General features: G+C 71.1%; 21 protein-coding genes and 1 riboswitch. Of the genes, 4 read left to right on the forward strand and 17 right to left on the reverse strand.

The annotated features are described in order from the left end of the window. Positions 1-80: 80 nt before the first annotated feature. From fxsA to ACFVW8_RS31120, 4 genes are all read right to left on the reverse strand, one after another. A complete protein-coding gene (gene fxsA, locus ACFVW8_RS31105; protein WP_389695879.1) occupies positions 81-659 on the reverse strand; it encodes an FxsA family membrane protein in 579 nt (192 codons plus the stop codon). 66 nt (positions 660-725) lie between these two features. After that, a complete protein-coding gene (locus ACFVW8_RS31110; protein WP_389695881.1) occupies positions 726-1,493 on the reverse strand; it encodes a polyprenol monophosphomannose synthase in 768 nt (255 codons plus the stop codon). A 527-nt stretch (positions 1,494-2,020) separates the two neighbouring features. After that, positions 2,021-3,661: an amidohydrolase gene (locus ACFVW8_RS31115; RefSeq protein WP_389695883.1), complete on the reverse strand. Its 1,641-nt coding sequence runs from the start codon at positions 3,659-3,661 to the stop codon at positions 2,021-2,023. Positions 3,662-3,708: 47 nt separating this feature from the next. Beyond that, positions 3,709-4,149, reverse strand: a complete 441-nt coding sequence (locus ACFVW8_RS31120; protein ID WP_389695885.1) for an Lrp/AsnC family transcriptional regulator — start codon at positions 4,147-4,149, stop codon at positions 3,709-3,711. 203 nt (positions 4,150-4,352) lie between these two features. Here ACFVW8_RS31120 and ACFVW8_RS31125 point away from each other — a divergent pair, with 203 nt between their 5' ends. Continuing rightward, positions 4,353-4,754 carry a hypothetical protein gene (locus ACFVW8_RS31125; RefSeq protein ID WP_389695887.1) on the forward strand — a complete coding sequence of 134 codons (402 nt, stop codon included), beginning with the start codon at positions 4,353-4,355 and terminating at the stop codon, positions 4,752-4,754. 463 nt (positions 4,755-5,217) lie between these two features. On the opposite strand, the gene ACFVW8_RS31130 is transcribed toward ACFVW8_RS31125, so the two are convergent. Further along, positions 5,218-6,390 (reverse strand): acyl-CoA dehydrogenase family protein, encoded by a 1,173-nt coding sequence (locus ACFVW8_RS31130; RefSeq protein WP_389695889.1) that lies wholly within the window; start codon positions 6,388-6,390, stop codon positions 5,218-5,220. A gap of 384 nt (positions 6,391-6,774) precedes the next feature. On the opposite strand from ACFVW8_RS31130, the gene ACFVW8_RS31135 reads away from it, so the two are divergent. Next, entirely contained in the window at positions 6,775-8,049 is a 1,275-nt protein-coding gene (locus ACFVW8_RS31135) for a glycoside hydrolase family 18 protein (RefSeq protein ID WP_389695891.1), read from the forward strand. A gap of 72 nt (positions 8,050-8,121) precedes the next feature. Here ACFVW8_RS31135 and ACFVW8_RS31140 read toward each other — a convergent pair whose 3' ends face one another. Together ACFVW8_RS31140 and ACFVW8_RS31145 are read right to left on the reverse strand one after the other, a co-directional pair. Continuing rightward, positions 8,122-8,274, reverse strand: a complete 153-nt coding sequence (locus ACFVW8_RS31140; RefSeq protein WP_389695893.1) for an SCO1431 family membrane protein — start codon at positions 8,272-8,274, stop codon at positions 8,122-8,124. A 112-nt stretch (positions 8,275-8,386) separates the two neighbouring features. Further along, complete coding sequence (locus tag ACFVW8_RS31145; protein ID WP_389695895.1) at positions 8,387-9,757, reverse strand: peptidase C39 family protein; 1,371 nt, start codon at positions 9,755-9,757, stop codon at positions 8,387-8,389. 174 nt (positions 9,758-9,931) lie between these two features. On the opposite strand from ACFVW8_RS31145, the gene ACFVW8_RS31150 reads away from it, so the two are divergent. Continuing rightward, the gene (locus ACFVW8_RS31150; protein WP_389695897.1) at positions 9,932-10,561 is read left to right on the forward strand and encodes a uridine kinase; all 630 of its coding nucleotides are present in this window, start codon (positions 9,932-9,934) and stop codon (positions 10,559-10,561) included. A 359-nt stretch (positions 10,562-10,920) separates the two neighbouring features. Continuing rightward, positions 10,921-12,810: an AAA family ATPase gene (locus ACFVW8_RS31155; RefSeq protein ID WP_389695899.1), complete on the forward strand. Its 1,890-nt coding sequence runs from the start codon at positions 10,921-10,923 to the stop codon at positions 12,808-12,810. Positions 12,811-13,017: 207 nt separating this feature from the next. Here ACFVW8_RS31155 and ACFVW8_RS31160 read toward each other — a convergent pair whose 3' ends face one another. The 10 genes from ACFVW8_RS31160 to ribD form a co-directional block, all read right to left on the reverse strand. After that, on the reverse strand, positions 13,018-14,115 hold the full coding sequence (locus ACFVW8_RS31160) for a hemolysin family protein (protein ID WP_389695901.1): 1,098 nt from the start codon (positions 14,113-14,115) through the stop codon (positions 13,018-13,020). After that, positions 14,112-15,482, reverse strand: coding sequence for a hemolysin family protein (locus tag ACFVW8_RS31165; protein WP_389695903.1), 1,371 nt, complete (start codon positions 15,480-15,482; stop codon positions 14,112-14,114). Before ACFVW8_RS31165 ends, ACFVW8_RS31160 begins: the two co-directional genes overlap by 4 nt. 183 nt (positions 15,483-15,665) lie before the next feature. Then, positions 15,666-16,130 carry a PH domain-containing protein gene (locus tag ACFVW8_RS31170; protein WP_389695905.1) on the reverse strand — a complete coding sequence of 155 codons (465 nt, stop codon included), beginning with the start codon at positions 16,128-16,130 and terminating at the stop codon, positions 15,666-15,668. A 22-nt stretch (positions 16,131-16,152) separates the two neighbouring features. Then, on the reverse strand, positions 16,153-17,001 hold the full coding sequence (gene hisG / locus ACFVW8_RS31175) for an ATP phosphoribosyltransferase (protein ID WP_389695907.1): 849 nt from the start codon (positions 16,999-17,001) through the stop codon (positions 16,153-16,155). 62 nt (positions 17,002-17,063) lie between these two features. Further along, entirely contained in the window at positions 17,064-17,336 is a 273-nt protein-coding gene (locus ACFVW8_RS31180; protein ID WP_073739434.1) for a phosphoribosyl-ATP diphosphatase, read from the reverse strand. A gap of 34 nt (positions 17,337-17,370) precedes the next feature. After that, entirely contained in the window at positions 17,371-17,856 is a 486-nt protein-coding gene (gene ribH, locus ACFVW8_RS31185; protein WP_389695909.1) for a 6,7-dimethyl-8-ribityllumazine synthase, read from the reverse strand. A gap of 42 nt (positions 17,857-17,898) precedes the next feature. Then, complete coding sequence (locus ACFVW8_RS31190; protein WP_389695911.1) at positions 17,899-19,197, reverse strand: bifunctional 3,4-dihydroxy-2-butanone-4-phosphate synthase/GTP cyclohydrolase II; 1,299 nt, start codon at positions 19,195-19,197, stop codon at positions 17,899-17,901. Then, positions 19,194-19,838: a nicotinamide riboside transporter PnuC gene (locus ACFVW8_RS31195; RefSeq protein WP_389695913.1), complete on the reverse strand. Its 645-nt coding sequence runs from the start codon at positions 19,836-19,838 to the stop codon at positions 19,194-19,196. The genes ACFVW8_RS31190 and ACFVW8_RS31195 overlap by 4 nt, the downstream gene beginning before the upstream one ends. Continuing rightward, positions 19,835-20,452: a riboflavin synthase gene (locus ACFVW8_RS31200; RefSeq protein ID WP_389695915.1), complete on the reverse strand. Its 618-nt coding sequence runs from the start codon at positions 20,450-20,452 to the stop codon at positions 19,835-19,837. The genes ACFVW8_RS31195 and ACFVW8_RS31200 overlap by 4 nt, the downstream gene beginning before the upstream one ends. Next, positions 20,453-21,547 carry a bifunctional diaminohydroxyphosphoribosylaminopyrimidine deaminase/5-amino-6-(5-phosphoribosylamino)uracil reductase RibD gene (ribD, locus tag ACFVW8_RS31205; protein ID WP_389695917.1) on the reverse strand — a complete coding sequence of 365 codons (1,095 nt, stop codon included), beginning with the start codon at positions 21,545-21,547 and terminating at the stop codon, positions 20,453-20,455. Positions 21,548-21,701: 154 nt separating this feature from the next. Further along, positions 21,702-21,832, reverse strand: a riboswitch (FMN riboswitch). Positions 21,833-22,057 lie beyond the last annotated feature (225 nt).

The following is a 22,057-nucleotide window of genomic DNA, read 5'->3' on the forward strand; positions in this document are numbered from 1 at the left end:
ACACCTTGTGTGTCGCGGCCCGCGGCTCTGTTCCTGCCCTGGACGGCCTTGGTTTTCCGCCCGGACCGGCTTGCTCGGGGTTACGGCGTCAGCGGAGGGCGGGGGTTCTCGTCGGGGCGCGTGGGGTCCTCCTCGCGAATCACCTCGCCCTGGACGACCTTTCCGTCGGGCCTGTGCATACGGGCCTGCTGGAAGGCGTCCGAGAGACCGCCCGGATTCGCCGCGCGCACCCGGCGTTCCAGCGACCGCTCCGCGTACCTGCTGAGTGCCGACCGGACCGGCGGCACCAGGAGCAGCAGTCCGGCGACGTCCGAGATCATCCCCGGAATCATGATCAGCAGTCCGCCGAGCATCAGGAAGCCGTTGCCCCTGCTGCTCGGGGCGGCAGGAGAGGAGCCATCGGCTCCCGGCTGCCCCGGCATCCGCTGAAGCGTCTCGGTCAGATTGCGGAAGGCGCGGCGGCCGGCCGCCTTCATCACCACCGCCCCGAGCACGACACCGGCGGCCAGGAGCAGCAGGACGGTGAGCCCGCCCGCCACATCCGCCACCACGGTGAGCAGCCAGATCTCCAGCACCACCCAGGCGGCGATGGCAAGAGGTACGAAGGTCCGGGCGCGGGAGCGCCGACGGGCGGTCGGGGGCGGTGTGCCGGTCGTCATGCCCCCAGTGTGCCTGGCCGCGCGTCCGGGCGCGGTAAGGGGGTGAAGATCGTCCGGCGCGACGCGTCAGGGCGTCCGGCGCCCGAGGACCCGGTTCGTACGGGTGGTGACGCCCCAGGCGGTCACCCGCCACAGCGCCTCGACGAGGATGTCCCGGCTCATCTTGGAGTCACCGATCTCCCGGTCCACGAAGGTGATCGGGACCTCGACGACGTGATAACCGGCCTCGATCGAACGGCGCGCCAGGTCCACCTGGAAGCAGTAGCCCTGGGAGGCGACCTCGTCGAGCCCGATCCCCTGCAGGGTCTCCGTGCGGAACGCCCGGTATCCGCCGGTGACGTCCCTCGTCCGGAGCCCCAGCATCAGCCGTGAGTACGTGCTGCCGCCGCGGGAGATCATCTCGCGGGACTTGGGCCAGTTGACCACCCGCCCGCCCGGGACCCAGCGGGAGCCGAGCACCAGATCGGCGCCCTTGAGCGCGGTGAGCAGCCGGGGCAGCTCCTCGGGCTGGTGGGAGCCGTCCGCGTCCATCTCGACGAGCACGCCGTAGTCGTGGTCCATCCCCCAGCGGAATCCCGCGAGGTAGGCCGCGCCGAGCCCTTCCTTGCCCATGCGGTGCAGGACATGGACCTGCTCGTCCGCGGAGGCCAGTTCGTCGGCGAGCTTGCCGGTGCCGTCGGGGCTGTTGTCGTCGGCGACGAGGATGTCGGCCTCCGGCACGGCGGCGCGCACCCGGCTGACGATCGGCTTGATGTTCTCGGCCTCGTTGTAGGTCGGAATGATCACCAAGGTCCTGCCGAGCGGGCCGTATCGCCTCTGACCGCCGTCGTTCACTTACTGCCCCTTAAGTCCGTACGCAGATGCACACCATATCCAGCGTGGCGGGGCCGCAGACCGACCCGGTGGGGCGGCCGGCGAAGCGGCGGCGGACAGAAGAGCGGAAGTACGGACAGAACTGCGGATCGGGGCCCGGCGTCCTTCGGGCCGACCTGGGACCCGCCGGCTGCGGGTCGACCTAGAGCCGTTGTCTACTGAACGTCCGGGCCCCACCCGGGTCGCACCCTCCGTCCGGCTGAAACCTTCCCTCGCCCCCGAGGCGCGGGCGCTGAACCTGGCTGTCAGTGGTGGTGTGCCGGTGCGGCACACCACCCCATGACCCAGCGGCGTTCGACGACTGCGTGGAGGTTTAACCGGTCGGACGTCCTGTGGTGGACTCGGCCGAACCTACCGGCCGGTGGGCGCATTCTGTCAATAGTTGCCTGACCTGCGTCGTTTACCGAACTTGCCTGGTCAGTACCGGAGATCCCCAGGTCGTGGGAGAACCGGGGCACCTTCGATCGGCGGTACGAAATGTCCGCACGTCACTCGTTCGGCCGTACGTAGACAGTTTGTCCGAAGACGACCGTGCGCAGGCAGACCGGGAGTTCGGCCCCCGGGCTGAGATCGGGCAGACCGGGCGTCCCCGACCTGGGATCGGTCGACCAGCGGGCGACCCGGTCGTCCGGTGCCTGGACCAGCAGTTCCTCGGTGCGCCAGACGGCGTAGTCGGCCGGGGCGCCGGGCACCAGGGTGCCCGCGTCGTCGCGGCCGACGGCCCGCCAGCCCCCCCTGGTGTGGGCGGTGAAGCCGGCCCGTACGGAGATCCGGTGCCCGGGCGTCCGATGGAACGCGGCGGCCCGCACGGTCCCCCACGGGTCCAGCGGGGTCACCGGACTGTCCGAACCGAACGCGAGGGGCACACCGGCCCGCAGGAGGGCCGCGTACGGGTTGAGGGTCCCGGCCCGCCCGGCACCCAGCCGCTGGGCGTACATGCCCTCCTCGCCGCCCCAGGCGGCGTCGAAGGCGGGCTGGACCGAGGCGGTGAGGCCCAGCTCCGCGAAAGCGGCGACGGTCTCGGGGGTGAGCATCTCGGCGTGCTCGATCCGGTGCCGCGCGGCACGCACCCGGCCCAGGCCCACCTTCTCGGCGGCGGCCCTGATGCCCTCGACGACGGCCGTGAGCGCCGCGTCGCCGATGGCGTGGAATCCCGCCTGCAGCCCGGCCTCGGTACAGGCCGCGACATGGGCCGCGATCTGCCCCGCGTCCAGGTGGGGGACGCCGGTCAGCGGGGCGTCGGCGTACGGCTCGTGCAGACAGGCGGTGTGCGAACCGAGCGAGCCGTCGACGAAGAGGTCTCCGGCGGCGCCGACCGCGCCGAGCTCCCGGATGCGCCGGGCGTCCTTCTCGCCGGCCACCTGTTCGGCCCAGTAGCCGAAGACCCGCGGTCCGGGCTGACCGGCGGCGAGCTTCAGCAGCGCGGTGAAGTCCTCCTCGTCGGAGATGTCCGGGCCCCCGCACTCGTGGACCGTGCCGATGCCCAGGGAGGCCGCGTGCGCCAGCGCGGCACGCTGGGCGTCGGCGCGCTGCTGCGGCGAGACGGCGCCGTGGGCGGCCGCGCGCACCGCGTGGTGGGCGGCGTCGGTCAGTGGCTCCTCCGGGTGATATCCGGCCAGTGAGGCGATCCCGGGGACCAGGTCCAGCAGTGCGGTGCCGGCGACCGCCGAGTGCACGTCGATCCGGGGCAGATAGACCGGCCGCCCGGCCGCCGCCCGGTCGAGCTCGGCTCGCGAGGGCGGCCGCTGCTCGGGCCAGCGCGTGGCGTCCCAGCCGTGTCCGATGACCACCCGGTCGGCGGGGTGCGCCGCCACGTACGTCCGTACGAGAGCGAGTGCCTCGTCGAGGGTGCGGGCGCCCGAGAGGTCGAGGCCGGTGAGTGCAAGCCCGGTCGACGTGGTGTGCACATGGGCGTCGGTGAACGCGGGGGTGACCAGTGCCCCGTCGAGGTCGATCACGTCATCGACGCCGCCGGCGAAGGCGTCGGCGGCCCCTTCGGAGCCCACCCAGGCGACATGGCCCCGTTCGACCACCATGGCGGTGGCGAAGGGGTCGGCGGGGCTGTGGACGTCTCCACCGCGCAGCAGCACGGTGCGGTGTTCGCTCTGGGGGGCGGTGCTCTCGGTCATGGGGACCAGTCTCCCGCCTGCCGGCATGCGCTCCGTGCGCGGCCCCCTCAGATCTGCGGCGGCCGCGCCTCGTACGGAGTGGAGAGGACGACCGTGGTGCGCGTGGAGACGCCGGCCAGCGAGCGGATCCGGGTGAGCAGGTGCTCCAGCGCCAGCGGCGTGGCGACCCGCACCTTCAGGATGTAGTTCTCGTCGCCCGCGACGCTGTGGCACGCCTCCAGCTCCGGGACGCCGGCGAGCCGCTCCGCGATGTCGTCAGGGGCGCTGGGGTCGAAGGGCTTGACCGAGATGAACGCGGTCAGCGGCAGACCGACCGCCTCGGGGTCGACGACCGCGGCATAACCCCGGATCACCCCGCGCTGCTCCAGCCTGCGGACCCGCTGATGAACGGCCGAGGTGGACAGGCCGGTGGCCTTGCCCAGGTCGGTGTAGCTCATCCGCCCGTCCTTGACGAGCAACTCCACGATTTGACGGTCCAGCTCCTCCATATGGATCAATCTATGGCCCCGGGTCCCTCCAAGCACAGCCGCAGGAGCCACCGGAGGGCACCTTCGGCGGGCATGTGACGAATGCCACAGGTTTACGGGTCGGTAGCCGAGCACCTCGCGGTTACGGCCGATCCGCGACGGGAAGTGCTTGCTGTGGTCGAGGCCGCGGCGCCTTGTCGGCCCACCCGAGGGGGGAATTTCCCATGCAGAGCCTGAAGCTCACCGGACGTACCGAACCGGAGCCTGCTGATCCGTTCGAGGACACCGCTCCCGACGCGTACGACACACGTGAGATGTACCGGGTGACCTGCCCGGACTGCGCGCAGCCGATCGCACTCCTGGCGGACGAGGACGCCCTGCCGGAGCACGCGCTGTGCCCGACTCCGTGGAACCCGTTCGTACTCACGGTGTGCGCCGGTACCGGCCGCGACTCGTCGGAGGCACTGCCGTCCGACGAGTCACCCGAGGTCCAGGAGCAGGAAACGGCCCTGCTGCTGACGCTCCCTCAGGGGCTCGACTGGAGGATGCAGCCCTTCTCGCACGCCGGCGGGGCCGGCTCACGCCCGCTGCGGGTGCCGCACCAGCTCCGGCGCGACGCCGCCTGAACCCGTCCCCCGCCTCCGCGGGACCGCTGACTGTCCGAAGACCTGCCCGCACCCCACCGGCCCGGCCGGCGGGGTGCGGGCAGTGCGCGGGACCGGAGCGACGCCCTGGTCCGGCCGGGGGAACCTGGCGAACGGGCGCCCGAATCGGCCGGACAGTGACCCGGCCCCGCCCCGCGGCGTTGGCCTGGCATGACCCTGCTGCACTCCACGGCCGGCCCCGGTCGCCGCCGTCTCGCCGTTCCGGCCTCCGAAGAATCGGTTCCGCAGCCCGGATCGTCACCGGCGCCGCAGTCCGAACCGCCCCGTCAGGCACCGCGCCCGGTGCCCCACTCGACCGATCCGCCCATCTACCGGGCGCTGCTCCGGCACTGGGAGGGCACGGGAAGGACCCTGCCGGGCCGGCACGACCAGGAGTGGAACAGGATCATGACGACACCGGTGTGGTCGGAGCGGCCGCTGCGGGTCAGCGCGACTCGGGACCCGCGAGGTGGCGGGCGATGACCATGCGCTGGATCTGATTGGTGCCTTCGACGATCTGGAGCACCTTGGCCTCGCGCATGAGCCGTTCGACGGGGAAGTCCAGCGTGTAGCCGTATCCGCCGAGCACCTGGACGGCGTCGATGGTGACCCGCATCGCGGCGTCCGTGCAGAACAGCTTGGCCATCGCCGCCTGCCGCGAGAACGGGCTGCCCGTGTCACGCAGCCTTGCGGCCTCCAGGTAGAGCGCCCGGCCCGCCTCGATCTGGGTGGCCATGTCGGCGAGCATGAACCGCAGGCCCTGGAAGTCCGCGATGGGCCGGCCGAACTGCTTGCGCCCGGTGGCATAGGCGACGGCCTCGTTCAGTGCGGCCTGGGCCACTCCGATGGCGCAGGCGGCGATGCCCAGCCGCCCGGAGTCGAGCGCGGACAGCGCGATGGCGAAGCCCTGCCCCTCCTCGCCGATCCGGCGCACGTCCGGGACCCGTACGCCGTCGAAGTGGAGCTGGGCGGTCGGCGAGCCCTTCATCCCCATCTTCTTCTCGGGAACGGCGGCGCTCAGCCCCTCGGCGTCGCCAGGAACGAGGAAGGCGGTGATCCCGCGGGCACCGTCCTCGCCGGTACGGGCCAGCACGGTGTAGAAGTCGGCGACACCCCCGTGGGTGATCCACGCCTTGGTGCCGGTGATGACCCAGCCGTCGCCGTCCCGTACGGCCTTCGTGCGCAGCGAGGCGGCATCCGAGCCCGAGGCGGGCTCGGAGAGGCAGTAGGCGCCCAGCAGGCCGCCCGCGAGCATGGCCGGGAGGCGCTCGGCCTGCTGGTCCTTGGTGCCGTATCCGGCGACCGCGTGGCAGGCCAGGGAGTGGACGCTCACGCCGAGCCCCACGGTGAGCCGGGCGGAGCTGAGCTCTTCGAGGACCTGGAGGTACACCTCGTACGGCTGGTCGCCGCCGCCGTGGGCCGAGTCGTAGGGCAGCCCGAGCAGGCCGGACTCGGAGAGCAGCGTGAAGACTTCGCGCGGGAACCGTCCGGCGTCCTCCTCCTCGGCCGCCCGCGGCGCGATCTCCCGCTGGGCGATGTCGCGGACGAGCGCGATGAGCTGCCTGGACTCCTCGGTGGGCAGACGGCGTTCCACCAACTGCGGGGCACGGTCGGACATGACGGCGCTCTCCTCCCTGTCGGGCATTGCGGCGGTCACGCGCTCGGGGTGTGAGCGGCGCCGCCGGGGGATCTCCGGGCGTGGCCCGAAAACACTGCTGTCCAGCCGATGTTGCCCTCCCGGATTACGAGAGGCGCGGGTCAGCGGCTGTGGCGGCTTGAGTATGCCCGATCGGACGGTATCCGTCACCGGGTGCCAGGTCCCTCCCGGCAGCGGGCCGCGGCAGACAGGAGCAGCTCCCGAGATTGGTCCGAACCATTGACCTCACTGGTCTAGTCCATCTACGGTTCCCAGCGAACCGGCTTTCCGCGTTCATGCCAATGCTGTGCGAGCGCCGAAAGCCGGTCACCCACCGGCAAGTCCCCTCCCCCACGAGGAGCAACGATGATCGGACTGCATCGCCCGGGAACCCGCCTCCGGGCGCTCGCCGCCGCCGCGTGTACCGCCGCCCTGGGCGCCGCCCTGCTGGGCGTCGCGGGTACCGGATCCGCCGGCGCGGCACCCGCCGCCCCACAGGCCGCCGCCGCGCCTGCGGCAGCTGCCGCCCCCGCAGCGGCCGGCAGCAAGGTGGTCGGTTACTTCACCGACTGGGGTGTCTACGACCGCAATTATCACGTCAAGAACATCGAGACGTCGGGCTCGGCCGACAAGCTCACGCACATCAACTACGCCTTCGGCAACGTCCAGGGCGGCAAGTGCACCGTCGGCGACTCCTACGCCGACTACGAGAAGACCTACACCGCCGACCAGTCGGTCGACGGGGTCGCGGACACCTGGGACCAGGACCTGGCCGGCAGCTTCAACCAGCTGCGCAAGCTGAAGAAGCTGCACCCCGACCTCAAGATCCTCTGGTCCTTCGGCGGCTGGACCTGGTCCGGCGGCTTCGGAGAGGCGGCGCAGAATCCGGCCGCGTTCGCCGACTCCTGCTACAGCCTGGTGGAGGACCCGCGTTGGGCCGATGTCTTCGACGGCATCGACATCGACTGGGAGTACCCCAACGACTGCGGTCTGACGTGCGACACCAGCGGCCCCGACGCGTACGGCAACCTGCTGTCCGCCCTGCGCTCCAAGTTCGGGAGTGACAACCTGGTCACCTCGGCGATCAGCGCGGACGCCTCCGACGGCGGCAAGCTCGACTCCGTCGACTACGGCGGCGCCGCACAGTACGTCGACTGGTACAACCCGATGACGTACGACTACTTCGGCGCCTGGGACGCCCAGGGCCCGACAGCCCCGCACTCCCCGCTGAACTCCTACTCGGGCATCCCCAAGGACGGCTTCAACAGCGAGGCGACCATCGCCAAGCTGAAGGCCGAGGGCGTCCCCGCGTCGAAGCTGCTGCTCGGCATCGGCTTCTACGGCCGCGGCTGGACCGGCGTCACCCAGGCCGAGCCGGGCGGCACGGCGACCGGCGCCGCCCCGGGTACGTACGAGGCGGGCATCGAGGACTACAAGGTCCTCAAGAACAGCTGCCCCGCCACCGACACCGTAGGCGGCACGGCTTATGCACTCTGCGGCACCAACTGGTGGAGCTACGACAGCCCGGCCACCATCGGCACCAAGATGGACTACAAGAACGAGCAGGGCCTCGGCGGCACGTTCTTCTGGGAGCTCAGCGGTGACACCACCGACGGCGAACTGATCAAGGCGATCAACTGACGTCGGCGCAGCGGGCGTGACGGGGGCGGGGAGCCGGGCGGGCTCCCCGCCCCCATCACATCCGCCGGCAGGTCACATCAGACCGATCTGCGTGACGAACATGGCGATGACCACGACGAGCGTCCAGCCCAGGACATGCTCCAGCAGCTTCGAGTGGTCCCCGGGCCCGCCGGTCCGCGCGCGGCGGCGGGCAGGAGTGGTGGTTGCGGCGGCAGTCGCGGTCATGGCATCTCGTTCGGTCGACGGTCGGTGTCCCCCGAGGACCCGACCACAGTGCCAGCCCGACCGGCCCCCGGGGTAGAGATCTGCGTCACTGCCCCGGGGGAGCCGGACCGCGTCAGCGGATGCCGACAGCCGCCAGAGCCCGGCGCTGGGCGGGAGTCGGGTGCGCGGGGAAGTACAGGTAGCAGACGCCGCCTGTGCCGGAGACCACACCGCCGTCGGCGTTGTAGCGCTTGGTGCGGAGCCAGATCGTCTCCCACTCGTGCCGCTTGTAGACGCGCCGCACCGCCTCGTCGCTCGGCGACGCGGGGTCGTTGGCGATCACGTCACCCTCGGCGGTGAAGCCGATCACCGTCATCAGGTGGCCGGAGGTGCCGTAGCCCGCGCCGGTCAGCTCCTCCTTGAGGAACGACTGCGACGTTATGGCCGGAATCCCCGCCCGGACCAGGGTCTCCAGGTCCTTCAGGGAGCCGAGCCGGGTGACCACGGCGCTCATGTCCTCGTACGTCGCCGCGTAGGCGGCGTTGAACGGCCAGTTGCCGCAGCCCTCGTACTGGTTGTCGTACGTGAAGCGCGCCGCGTGGCAGACCTGCGGGTCCTCAAGACCCGGCTTGACCCAGGAGAGGTCCTCGGCGGAGGGCCTGCGCCCCCAGTACTCGATGATCATCTGCGAGGAGGTGGGGCTGCACCACGCCTCGCCGCCGTTGTCGTACTCGGGGTACTGCCCCACATGCACGTTCTGCGAGTAGCGCGGCACCGGCAGCTCCCTGACGAGCCCGGGGGTGCTGGCGGGCACGGTGAAGCGGTCGGGGATGTCCGAGGCCATCGCACCCACCCGCCACACCGTGGGGGTGAGACGGGTGCCCGGGGTGCGGTACAGGGTCAGCCGAAGCCGGTAGGTGAGGAGCCGCAGGCCGCTCGCCGCGTCGTCGACCGAGAAGGTGTCGGTCCAGATGGAGCTCTTGCCGTCGCTCTGGTCGTCGACGGAGGTGCGGCGGATGTCGCCGTCACCCGCCGCCCAGCGGCCCATGACGTACCAGGGCGTGCCGGTGCCGTCCGAGTAGCCGCCCTGCAGCTCGATCTGGATCCAGGTGCCGGCCGGGGTGTCCGCGTTCCAGGAGGCGATCACCTCGGTGGCGGGAACGGCGGAGCGGTGGACCGGCGAGGTCCAGGTCGCGTACTCCCAGGAGGCGGTCGTGCCGGTGTGCGGGTCGGTGTAGTCGGTACGTCCCAGCGGATGGCCGATTACCAGCCCCGCCCGGCGGCCCGCGACGGCGCGGGTCCCGGCGCCTGAACCGCAGCGCCAGTCGGTGTACGTACTCCAGGAGTGGTTGTCCACGGGAGAGGCTGCCGCCGTAGGTGCGTGGTGCGGGTTACGGGAAGGAGCGGCGGCCGCGGCGGAAGCGGCGGACGACAACGCTCCGGTGCCGGCCGCTGCCGCGATGGCGGCGGTGAGCACGGTTCTGCGTGAGGTCGGACTGGGCATGGGCGAGACCCCCGGTCGTAAGCGGAATGGGGCTTCAGGTGCACGACAGTGCGCCAACTATTGCGGGTCGTCCCCCGGTTCGGCCAGCGATTCGACTCGTGCCGCGCGACCAATATTGGTCTCGACCACTGACGTGACCTGCGGCTGCTTCCCGGCGGCTCGTACGCTGGGCGGATGAACGACCTCACGCGCCACGCCGCACGGCTGCGCACCCTGCCGCCGTCCTGCGGACCGGTCCGGCTGATCGCCGTCGACGGCCACGCGGGGTCCGGCAAGAGCACCTTCGCCGCCCGGCTCGCGGGAGTGCTCGACGACGCACCCGTACTGCACCTGGACGATCTGGCCAGCCATGAGGCGTTCTTCGGCTGGACGGACAGGCTCACGGAGCAGGTCGTCGAGCCGCTGTCGCACGGCAACCGTGCGCGCTACGAGCCGTACGACTGGACGGCCCGCAGCTTCGGTCCGCCGCGCATCGTGGAGCCCGCCCCGGTGGTTCTCGTCGAGGGGGTCGGCGCCGGCCGGCGGGCCCTGCGGCCCTTCCTCGCCCACCTGTTGTGGATGGACCTGCCCGCCGGGGAGTCCTGGGAGCGCGGCCGGCGGCGGGACGGGCCGGCCCTGACAACGTTCTGGGACGACTGGACCGCTGCCGAAAGGGCTCACTTCTCGGCCGATCCCTCCCGCCCGTCGGCCGATGCGCTGGTACGCCAGTTGCCTGTGGGATACGAGTGGCTGGAGGGACCCGGCACGACAGCAGGAGCGAACCATTCCGTCACCCAACGTGATCATCCGGAGTCACCATACTGAGCAGTCGGAAATCGGCCCGGAAGTGCCTCAACTCTGCTTGACCCGGGGGCGGTACAGGTCTTACGTTCTCAATGTGCGGCTTTTCGGAGCCCCCGCAGACGCGAAGCCCCCGGTTGTTCCCCCGTGATCGGGGGCTTCGTTCTGTGCTCGGCGCTCTTTTCCGGCCGCAGTCCACTCCACCCCGCTCACCCTGGGTCACGGTCACCCTTCGGCCTGCGGCGCCCTTAGTCGGACACTCCCTGCGCAGGTACGATGCCTCTCGGTGCGGTCAATTCCCGTCCATGGCACAGTGATTCGGCGCGCTTCGGCGTGCGGTCGTGCGGCGGGACATCCTGGGGGCACGGTTTGTGGGGGACCTGATGGACATCGGCACGCAGGGCGCGCAGGCCCCGGCCGGCCTCGCCTGGCTGCGCGGCGTGGACGCCTACACGATGGGCGCCTATCCGCAGGCCGAAGAGGAATTCAGAGCTGCGGTGCGGCTCGACCCCGGCATGGCGGACGCCTGGCTGGGCCTCCATGCGCTGCGGGTCGACACCACGACCGCGCTGTTGCACATGTACCGCCACCGAGACCGCTTCGGTGAACAGCGCGGCCGTCATCGCCGCACACTGAACTCCTGGTACTGGCTCGGCTGGTGGGTACAGCCGGTACTGGAGAGCCCACGCGATCTGCTGCTGGCGCACGCCTCGCACTGGCTGGACGGACGCCATGTGCCGGAGCTCGACCGGGCCCTGGCCGGACTGCCGCCGGTGGACGCCGACGCGCAGGTCCGCTTCCTGCACGCCTGCCGGTCCTACCTGGTCAAGGACTGGGAACAGCTCGTACGCCATACGGAGCAGCTGATCGACGATCCGCTGCTGGGCATCGAGGCGGGGCTCTTCGGCGGTATGGCGCGGGTGCGGCTGGAAATGTACGGGCAGGCGGAACCGCTGCTCTCCACCGCGCTGATGCGCTGCCGCAGCGAGCAGCCGCAGCGCAAGGAACTGCGCTACTGGCTGGCCCGGGCGCACGAGGGCACCGGCCGCAGCGCCGCCGCGCTGCCCCTGTACCGGGCGGTGCACCGGATCGACCCCGCGTTCATGGACACCTCGGCCCGGCTGGCCGCCATCGCGGACTACGACGGTCTCGACGGCTCCGACGAGGTGTCCGGGCCCGCCGCCGTGTCCCTGACCGGCCTCGGCGCCGACGGCACCTTCGCGGAGAGCCAGCCGGACGGCGACTCGGTGCTGGGCACCGATCTGGTGGACGGCCGCGAGCTGCGTCCCGGCGGCGAGCCGCAGGACCTGCCGGGCGTCGCGGTACCGCCACCGGGCGGGGCGCGGGAGAAGACCGCGGTCCCGGGACAGCCCGCGCCGCAGGCCTTCCCGGCCGGCTCCAGCGATCCGGTGCTGCTCGCCGAGGCGCTGGCCGAGCTGGAGCGGATGGTCGGGCTGGAACCGGTGAAGCGGCAGGTCAAGGCGCTGTCCGCGCAGCTGAACATGGCGCGGCTGCGGGCCGGTCAGGGGTTGCCCGTACAGCCGCCGAAGCGGCACTTCGTCTTCTCCGGACCGTCCGGCACCGGGAAGACGACCGTGGCGCGCATCCTGGGCCGGGTGTTCTACGCGCTGGGCCTGCTCGGCGGTGACCATCTCGTCGAGGCCCAACGGGCGGATCTGGTGGGCGAGTTCCTGGGCCAGACCGCGGTGAAGGCCAATGAGCTGATCGACTCCGCACTGGGCGGGGTGCTGTTCGTCGACGAGGCGTACAGCCTCTCGAACACCGGTTACAGCAAGGGCGATGCGTACGGCGACGAGGCGCTGCAGGTCCTCCTCAAGCGGGCGGAGGACAACCGGGACCATCTCGTCGTCATCCTGGCGGGATACCCGGAGGGCATGGACCGGCTGCTGGCCACCAATCCCGGACTGTCCTCGCGCTTCACCACCCGGGTGGACTTCCCCAGCTACCGCCCGCTGGAACTCACCTCGATCGGCGAGGTCCTGGCGGCGGAGAACGGGGACGTGTGGGACGAGGAGTCACTCGACGAGCTGCGTTCCATCAGCGGCCATGTCGTCGACCAGGGCTGGCTCGACGAGCTGGGCAACGGCCGGTTCCTGCGCACGCTGTACGAGAAGAGCTGCGCATACCGGGATCTGCGGCTGTCGGGCTATGCGTCGGTGCCGACGCGGGACGATCTGGCGACGCTGCGGCTGCCGGATCTGATGCAGGCGTACGGCGAGGTGTTGTCGGGGCGGCGGCCGCCGGCGGCGTAGGCCGGGCGGGTCGGCTGCGCCGGGGAGGGGGCGAGGGCGGCCCGGGGCAGCGCCGCTCCGTCCTCGAACGCCGGACGGGCTTGATTTGCCGCCCGGGCAGGGCGAGATCTCCACCCGGACCGGAGCGACGCTTCCACCCGGACTGGGCGAGATTCCCACCCGGACCGGAACGTGGCTCCCGTCCGGCGGTCGAGGATCGTGCGCGGGTCAGCCGACCAACGCCGTGAGTTCGTCCGAGTCCGTCTTCTTCTCCTCCGTGCGGCGCGGTTCCGTGACCCGGTGGGCCGGGTCGCGTACCTCGCCCACCAGCATCTCCAGAACGTCCTCCATGGCGACCAGGCCGAGTACCCGGCCCGACGCGTCCGCGACCTGGGCCAGGTGCGTCGCCGCGCGGCGCATCACGGTCAGGGCGTCGTCCAGCGGGAGTTCGGCCCGGACCGTCGCCATCGGGCGCCACACGTGCTGCGGGACCGCGCGCTCACGGTCCTCCAGATCGAGGACGTCCTTGACGTGCAGGTAGCCCATGAACGGGCCGCCGCCCTCGGCGCAGACGGGGAAGCGCGAGTAGCCGGTCCGCACCGTGAGCTCCTCGATCCGGTGCGGGGTGACGGACGGGTCGACCGTCACCAGGGACGCCCGGCTGAGCAGCACGTCGGTGACTGGCCTGCTGCCCAGCTCCAGTGCGTCCTCCAGCCGTTCCTGCGCGTCCGGCTCCAGGAGCCCGGCCTGACCTGAGTCCTCGACCAGCCGGTTGAGCTGCTCGCTGGTGAAGACTGCCTCCACCTCGTCCTTGGGCTCGACGCCGAAGAGCCGGAGCACCAGCCGGGCGCAGGCGCCCAGCGCGGAGGTGACCGGGCGGCAGAGCCGGGCGAAGCCGACCAGGCCGGGGCTGAGCCACAGCGAGGTCTTCTCCGGGGCCGCCATCGCCAGGTTCTTCGGAACCATCTCGCCGATGACGAGATGGAGGAAGACGACGAAGACCAGCGCCAGCACGTAGCCGAGCGGATGGATCAGCCCCTCGGGCAGATGCACCGCGTGGAAGACCGGCTCCAGCAGCTGGGCGACGGTCGGTTCCGCCACGGCGCCGAGGGTGAGTGAGCAGATGGTGATACCGAACTGGGCGGCGGCCATCATCTGAGGCAGGTTCTCCAGGCCGTAGAGCACCTGTCGGGCCCTGCTGGACCCGGTTGCGGCGAGCGGTTCGATCTGGCTGCGACGTACGGAGACGAGTGCGAACTCGGCGCCGACGAAGAAGCCGTTCGCGAGGACCAGAAGTCCGGCGAACAGCAGTTGGACGAGACTCATCGTGCGGCCTCCAGGACACCGCGGGCGGCCGGTCCGGCGGTGACCGGGTCAGCGACCCCTGCCAGCCGCACGAAGCGGACCTTCTCGGCCCGGTAGTGGCCGACCTGGCGGACCGAGATCCGCCAGCCGGGCAGTTCGGCCCGGTCCCCGGGGGCGGGGATCCGGCCCAGCAGATCGGCGACGAGACCGGCCACGGTCTCGTACGGGCCGTCGGGTACGTCGAGTCCTATCCGCCGCAGGGTGAGTACCCGGCAGCTGCCCTCGGCGTCCCAGGCGGGCCTGCCGTCCTCGGGGGCTGCGGGGGCCAGCTCGGGGCGGTCGGCTCCTTCGGCGTCGTGCTCGTCCCTGACCTCGCCGACGAGCTCCTCGATGATGTCCTCGAGCGTGACGACACCGGCGGTGCCGCCGTACTCGTCGACCACGACGGCGATCGGCTGTTCCTTGCGCAGCCGCTGCAGGAGCTGCTCGACGGGCAGGGTCTCCGGCACCAGCAGCGGCGGCACCGCGATCCGTCCGGCGGGCGTCCGCAGCCGGTCGCGGGCCGGGACGGCGAGCGCGTCCTTGAGGTGGATCATGCCGACGACCTCGTCGATGCGCTCCCGGTAGACGGGGAAGCGGGAGAGGCCGGTGGCCCGGGTGAGGTTGAGGACGTCCGCCGCGGTGGCGGAGGACTGGAGGGCGCTGACCTTCACCCGCGGGGTCATGACGTGCTGCGCGGTGAGGCCGGCGAGCGACAGGGTCCGTACGAAGAGATCCGCGGTGTCCTGTTCGAGGGTGCCGGCCTCGGCGGAGTGCCTGGCCAGGGAGACCAGCTCCCCCGGGGTACGGGCTGAGGCCAGCTCGTCGGCCGGTTCGACGCCGAGGAGCCGCACCAGCCGGTTGGCGACGGTGTTCAGCAGCCCGATCACGGGCCGGAAGACCATGGTGAACCGGTGCTGGGGCCCGGCGACGAACCGGGCGACCTGGAGCGGCTTGGAGACCGCCCAGTTCTTCGGTACGAGTTCGCCGATCACCATCTGGACGGCGGCCGCGAGGAGCATGCCGATCACCACGCTGATGCCGGGGACGGCACCGTCGGGGAGACCGGTCAGGGTGAGGGGACTCTCCAGCAGCTGGGCGAGCGCCGGCTCGGCGAGCATGCCGACCACCAGTGAGGTGATCGTGATGCCGAGCTGGGTGCCGGACAGCTGGAAGGAGAGTTCGCGCAGGGCGTCGACGACGGTACGGGCCCGCCGGTCGCCCTCGGCGGCGGCGCGCTCGGCGTCCGCCCGTTCCACGGTGACGAGCCCGAATTCGGCTGCCACGAAGAACCCGTTGGCGAGGATGAGAAGGAATGCCGCAGTGAGAAGCAGCAGGGGGGTGGTCATGCCGCCGCCTCCACAGAAGGGGCGGCGCAGGTACTACCGGAAGATCCGTCCATTGCTGGAGGGAGTCACTCCTTGGGTCGCAGGAAAGCCCCGCGGGTCTCGGGGACCACTGGTGGGGGCGGGGCGCACAGGGCGCCGCCGCCCTCCAGAGTAATCAACAAGAGGCCGTACGGGGCAGGGGGCTCAGCCGTTCTCCGTGCCGGTGCCGTGGTTCTCGGCCAGCGCGCGGAGCGTACGGGCGTCGCGAATGGCCTGCTCCTTGGCGATTCCGGGCTGGATGCCGAGGGCGGGCATGCTGGTGCCGTCACTGAGGTCGAGGAAGACCCACGGGTCGCCGACCCGCAGGTTGACGCGCACGATCTCCGCCCAGGACAGCCGCCGGGTACGGGTGAGATTGACCACGGTCACCCCGCTGTCGTCCGCGACGATCTTGGGGCGGCTGAGCAGCGCGAGGATGCCGAGGAAGACCAGCGCGGTGAAGACGAAGCTGGTCCGCTCCCCCGCACTGAGCTGCTCCAGGGTGAAGGCGACGACGGTGATGACGGCGAACATCACCACTCCGACACTCAGCAGGACCACCCGGGTGCGGGTCGGCCGGAAGGTGACGGGAAGTGCGGGGGGTTCGGTCGGTGATGCGGGGGCTGACATGGTCTTCTTCCGTGTCCTGCCGTCAGAGCCTGCAGGCGTGGATGGCCGTGGTGAGGATGGCGCGGGCACCGAGGTCGTACAGATCGTCCATGATCCGCTGCGCCTCCTTGGCGGCGACCATGGACCGGACGGCGACCCAGCCCTCGTGGTGCAGCGGGGAGATGGTCGGCGACTCCAGGCCCGGGGTGAGGGCGACCGCGCGCTCCAGGTGCTCGACGCGGCAGTCGTAGTCCATCATCACGTAGCTGCGGGCGACCAGGACACCCTGGAGCCGGCGCAGGAACTGCTGCACCTTGGGATCGTCGGCCTCGGCGCCGGTACGGCGGATGACGACCGCCTCGGACTTCATGATCGGTTCGCCGATGACCTCCAGGCCGGCGTTGCGCAGGCTGGTGCCGGTCTCGACGACGTCGGCGATGATCTGCGCGACACCGAGTTCGATGGCGGTCTCGACGGCGCCGTCCAGGTGGACGACGGAGGCGTTGACGCCGGCGTCGGCGAGGTGCTTGGCGACGATGCCCTCGTAGGAGGTGGCGATCGTCAGCCCGTCGAAGTCCTGAGGGCCCGCGGCCGTGCCGGGCTTGGTGGCGTAACGGAAGGTCGAGCGGGCGAAACCGAGCTGGAGGATCTCCTCCGACTCGGCTCCGGAGTCCAGCAGCAGGTCGCGGCCGGTGATGCCGATGTCCAGGCGGCCCGAGCTGACGTAGATCGCGATGTCGCGGGGCCGCAGGTAGAAGAACTCCACCTGGTTCTCGGGGTCGACCAGGACGAGCTCCTTGGACTCCTTGCGCTGCTGGTAGCCCGCCTCATGGAGCATCGCCATCGCAGGCCCTGAGAGTGAACCCTTGTTGGGGACGGCGATGCGCAGCATGAGGGCGGGTTTCCTTTACGACAGGGGTGTGGAGCGTCGGGCGGGGTGTGCGGAGGTCGTGCTCAGAGATGGGCGTAGACGTCGTCGAGCGAGATTCCGCGCGCGACCATCATCACCTGGACGTGGTACAGCAGCTGGGAGATCTCCTCGGCCGCCGCGTCCTTGCTCTCGTGCTCGGCGGCCATCCAGACTTCGGCGGCCTCCTCCACGACCTTCTTGCCGATGGCATGCACGCCCTTGTCCACCAGTTCGGCGGTACGGGAGGTGGAGGGGTCGCCGTCGGCGGCCTTGAGCTGCAGCTCGGCGAAGAGCTCTTCGAAGGTTTTGTTCGCCATGATGTCCTTAGAATACGGGGTCCCGGGCGCGCACTCAGCGCCAGGGTTCGCTGACCGAGCGCAGCGTGGTGGCGGTGGCGACGGCAGCCGTGACGGCTTCGTGCCCCTTGTCCTCGTTGGACCCCTCGATGCCCGCCCGGTCGAGCGCCTGCTCCTCGGTGTCACAGGTGAGAACGCCGAAGCCGACCGGCACCCCGGTGTCGACCGCGACCTGGGTCAGACCGTTGGTGACGCCGTGGGACACGTATTCGAAGTGCGGGGTGCCACCGCGGATGATCACGCCGAGGGCCACGATCGCGTCGTACCCGCGCCCGGCCAGCACCTTGGCGACGACCGGAAGCTCGAAGCTGCCCGGGACCCGCAGCAGGGTCGGCTCGTCGATGCCCAGCTCGCGCAGGGCGCGCAGGGCGCCGTCGACGAGTCCGTCCATGACCTTCTCGTGCCACTGCGCGGCGACGACCGCCACACGGAGGTCACCGCAGTTGCGTACGGACAGTTCGGGTGCGCCCTTGCCGCTCATGTTCTCTCCTACCGCTCGTTTCCTGGGATGGCTGCTGGTCTGCTACTGGTTGCCGCAGGTCGACACCGCGGCGGCGTCGAGCCAGGGCAGATCGTGGCCCATGCGGTCGCGCTTGGTGCGCAGGTACCGCAGATTGTGTTCGCCGGCCTGGACGGGCATCGGTTCCCGTCCGGTGACGGCGAGACCGTGCCGCAGGACCGCGGCCGTCTTCTCGGGGTTGTTCGTCATCAGGCGCAGGCTGTGGACACCCAGGTCCTTGAGGATCTGGGCGCCGGCCGCGTAGTCCCTGGCGTCGGCGGGCAGGCCGAGCTCCAGATTGGCGTCGAGGGTGTCGACGCCGCGCTCCTGGAGTTCGTACGCGCGCAGCTTGGAGACCAGTCCGATGCCGCGTCCCTCGTGGCCACGCAGGTAGACGACGACGCCCCGTCCCTCATCCGTGATGCGCCGCATGGAGGCGTGCAGCTGAGGGCCGCAGTCGCAGCGCTCGGACTGGAAGATGTCGCCGGTCAGGCACTCGGAGTGGACCCGGACCAGGACGTCGTCGCCGTCCCCGATGTCGCCGTGGACCAGGGCCACGTGCTCGACGCCGTCCACGGTGGAGCGGTAGCCGTAGGCGGTGAACGCGCCGAAGCCCGTCGGCAGCCGGACCTCGGCCTCGCGGCGGACGGTCGGCTCGGAGGTGCGCCGGTAGGCGATCAGGTCCTCGATGGAGATGATCGTGAGGCCGTGCTTGCGGGCGAACGGGACCAGCTGGGGAAGGCGCAGCATGACGCCGTCCTCGCCCGCGATCTCGACGATCGCCCCGGCGGGCCGCAGTCCGGCGAGCCGGGCGAGGTCGACGGCCGCCTCCGTGTGCCCGTTGCGCACGAGCACTCCCCCGGTGCGGGCGCGCAGCGGGAAGATGTGGCCGGGGCGTACGAAGTCGCCGGGGCCGGCCGTGCCGCCCGCCAGCATCCGCAGGGTGGTGGCCCGGTCGGCGGCCGAGATGCCGGTGGTCACGCCGTGTGCCGCCGAGGCGTCGACGGAGACGGTGAAGGCGGTCTTCATCGACTCGGTGTTGTGGTCGACCATCTGCGGGAGTTCGAGCCGTTCCAGCTCGTCGTTCTCCATGGGCGCGCAGATGAGTCCGCGGCACTCGCTCATCATGAAGGCGACGATCTCAGGGGTGGCCTTCTCGGCCGCGATGACGAGGTCGCCCTCGTTCTCGCGGTCCTCGTCGTCGACGACCACGACGGGCCGGCCTGCCGCGATGTCGCGGATGGCCTGCTCGACGGGGTCGAGGGCGAGGGCCTCGGCGGGCTCGGGGTGTTCCCGGTGCAACCAGGTGGGCTGGGCAGTCATGCCGTGGCTCCTTCCAGAGCGGGTGTCCGCGTACGCAGCCACCAGTCGCGCATGCCCCACAGGACGAGGGCCCCGTAGACGACGTAGATGAGACCGGAGAAGGCGAGACCGCTGTGGAAGTTGAGCGGTACGCCGACCAGGTCGACAAGGAGCCAGGCGAACCAGAACTCGACCATGCCGCGGGCCTGGGCGAGCATCGCCACGAGGGTGCCGGCGAATATGTACGCGTCCGCCCACGGGCTCCAGGAGAGTGAGGGGAACGCGGTGAACAGGCCGCCGACCGCGAGGGTGCCGGCCGCGGCCCCGCCGAGCAGGTAGCCGCGCTCGCGCCAGGTGGCGAACCGTACGGCGATGGAGCCGTCCTGGGCCCGCTGCCTGCCCCGGGTCCACTGCTGCCAGCCCCAGACGGCCACGGCGATGACGATGACCTGCTTGCCGACGCTGCCCGCCTGGTGCACAGAGACGTTGGCGGCGACCAGGACGACGCCGGACAGCAGCTGGGCGGGCCAGGTCCAGATCGAGCGGAGCCAGCCCAGGGTCAGGGCGATCAGACCGATCGTGTTGCCGATCATGTCGGACCAGATGATGTGCTGCCCGAAGACGGTGAACGCCTCCGAGTTCAGCCAGTGCAGGGCGCTCACTTCACCGGCTCCTCGGGCTCCTGCGCGCGGTGGCCGAGCAGCCGCTCGACGTACTTCGCGATGACGTCCACCTCGAGGTTGACCGGGTCGCCGGGCTCCTTGTGGCCGAGCGTGGTCAGGGCGAGGGTGGTGGGGATGAGGCTGATGGTGAAGTAGTCGGGTCCGGCGTCCACCACGGTCAGGCTCACGCCGTCGACGGTGATCGACCCCTTCTCCACCACGTACCGGGTGAGCTCCGGGGGGAGGGAGATCTTCACGATCTCCCAGTTCTCGGAGATCTTGCGCTCGACGATGCGGCCCGTGCCGTCCACGTGCCCCTGGACGATGTGCCCGCCCAGCCGGCCGCCGACCGCCATGGGCCGCTCCAGGTTGACCCGGGAGCCGGCCCGCAGTGCGCCCAGGCTGGACCGGTTCAGCGTCTCGGCCATCACATCGGCGGTGAAGTCCTGCTCGCCGAGATCCACGACCGTCAGACACACACCGTTGACGGCGATGGAGTCACCGTGCTTGGCGCCCTCGGTGACCACGGGACCGCGCAGGCGGAATCGGGAGGCGTCGCCGAGGTTCTCGACGGCGGTGACCTCACCCAGCTCTTCGACAATTCCGGTGAACACTCAGTTTCCCTTCGGGGCAGGGCCGGGGACGGCGGTGATGCGCAGATCGGGGCCGATTCGCACGGTCTCGGTCACATGGAGGCGCAACGCCTCGGCGATGGTGGAGATTCCGGCGTCGGCGAGGGCTGCGGGGCCCGCGCCGAGGAGTACGGGGGCGAGGTAGCCGACGATCCGGTCGACCACCCCCGCCGCGACGAAGGCCCCGGCCAGGGTCGGCCCGCCTTCGAGGAGCACGGAGCGGATGCCGCGCCCGTGCAGGGCCGCGAGCAGCGCGGCAATGTCGAGGCCGGCCGCAGCGCGCGGCAGCCGCAGGACGGACTCGTCGGGGAGATGACGGGCGTCGGCGTCGGCGGCGACCGCGATCAGGGTGGGCGCGGCGGCGTCCAGGACCCGGGCGCCGGGCCGTACGGCCGTGGCGGCGGTGTCGACGACGACTCGCAGCGGCTGGACCGCGCCGTCGAGGCCGCGCACGCCGAGCTGGGGGTCGTCGGTGCGGGCGGTGCCGGAGCCGACGACGACGGCGTCCGCCTCGGCGCGCAGCCGGTGGACGTCGGCGCGGGACTCGGCCGAGGTGATCCAGCGGCTGGTGGCGTCGGCGGCCGCGATCCGGCCGTCCAGGGTGGCCGCGTACTTCCACGTGACGTGCGGACGGCCGAGGCGCATCGACGTCAGCCAGGCGGCGTTGCCCTGCTCGGCCTCCTCGGCGAGGAGGCCCTGCTCGGCATCGACCCCGGCGGCACGCAGCGTGTCGGCACCGCCGGTGGCCTGCGGGTTGGGGTCGCCGACGGCGTACACGACGCGCGCGATCCCGGCCTCGACGAGCGCCTGGGCGCAGGGGCCGGTGCGGCCGGTGTGGTTACAGGGTTCGAGGGTGACGTACGCAGTGCCGCCACGTGCCTTCTCGCCGGCCGCGCGCAGGGCGTGGATCTCGGCGTGCGGACCGCCTGCGCGCTGGTGGAAGCCCTCACCGGCCGGTCGCCCCGTCGCGTCGAGGACGACACATCCGACGACCGGGTTGGGGCTGGTGGAGCCGAGACCGCGGGCTGCGAGCGCGATGGCTCGGCGCATTGCGGTGATGTCGGCTGCGGTGTCCACCGGGTCCTCCTGCCTCTTCGGGCACGGACTCCGGGGCCTGTCGATGAAGACAGATGAAACGGGACGCTGAGCAGGGACGCCGGATGCCGGAAAAACGGATGGATCGGTTGCCCGAAACCACCCGCCGACGGCGGCGTACCCGCGAAACGGCCCGCCGCGCACTGCCTCCCATCCGGACTTTAACCGTCGGTCCAGGAATCTCACCTGGTCAACCGGCCGCTGGATGCGGACGGGTCGCGGACTATAACCGCCGGTTCGGAATTGCACCGACCCCGGAGTGCGCTGCTGCTGGTACAGGATCAGTGTGCCACGAGTGGCCGTGGGCCATGCGGGTGAACGCTGTGGAGTGGCTCACAGACAGCCTGTGACAAGGTCTGTTTCCGCCACTTTTCCTTGCCCGGGACCGGGGCAGAGGGTTCCGTCCCCAAACTCCGGCGGGGCGAGATTAAGGCCCCCGCGCGGGGGCCCCGCCCCCACCCAAGCCCGCCCGCGCAAGAGGACAGCACAACC

This window comes from Streptomyces sp. NPDC058221 (genome assembly GCF_042882365.1).
Lineage (GTDB): Bacteria > Actinomycetota > Actinomycetes > Streptomycetales > Streptomycetaceae > Streptomyces.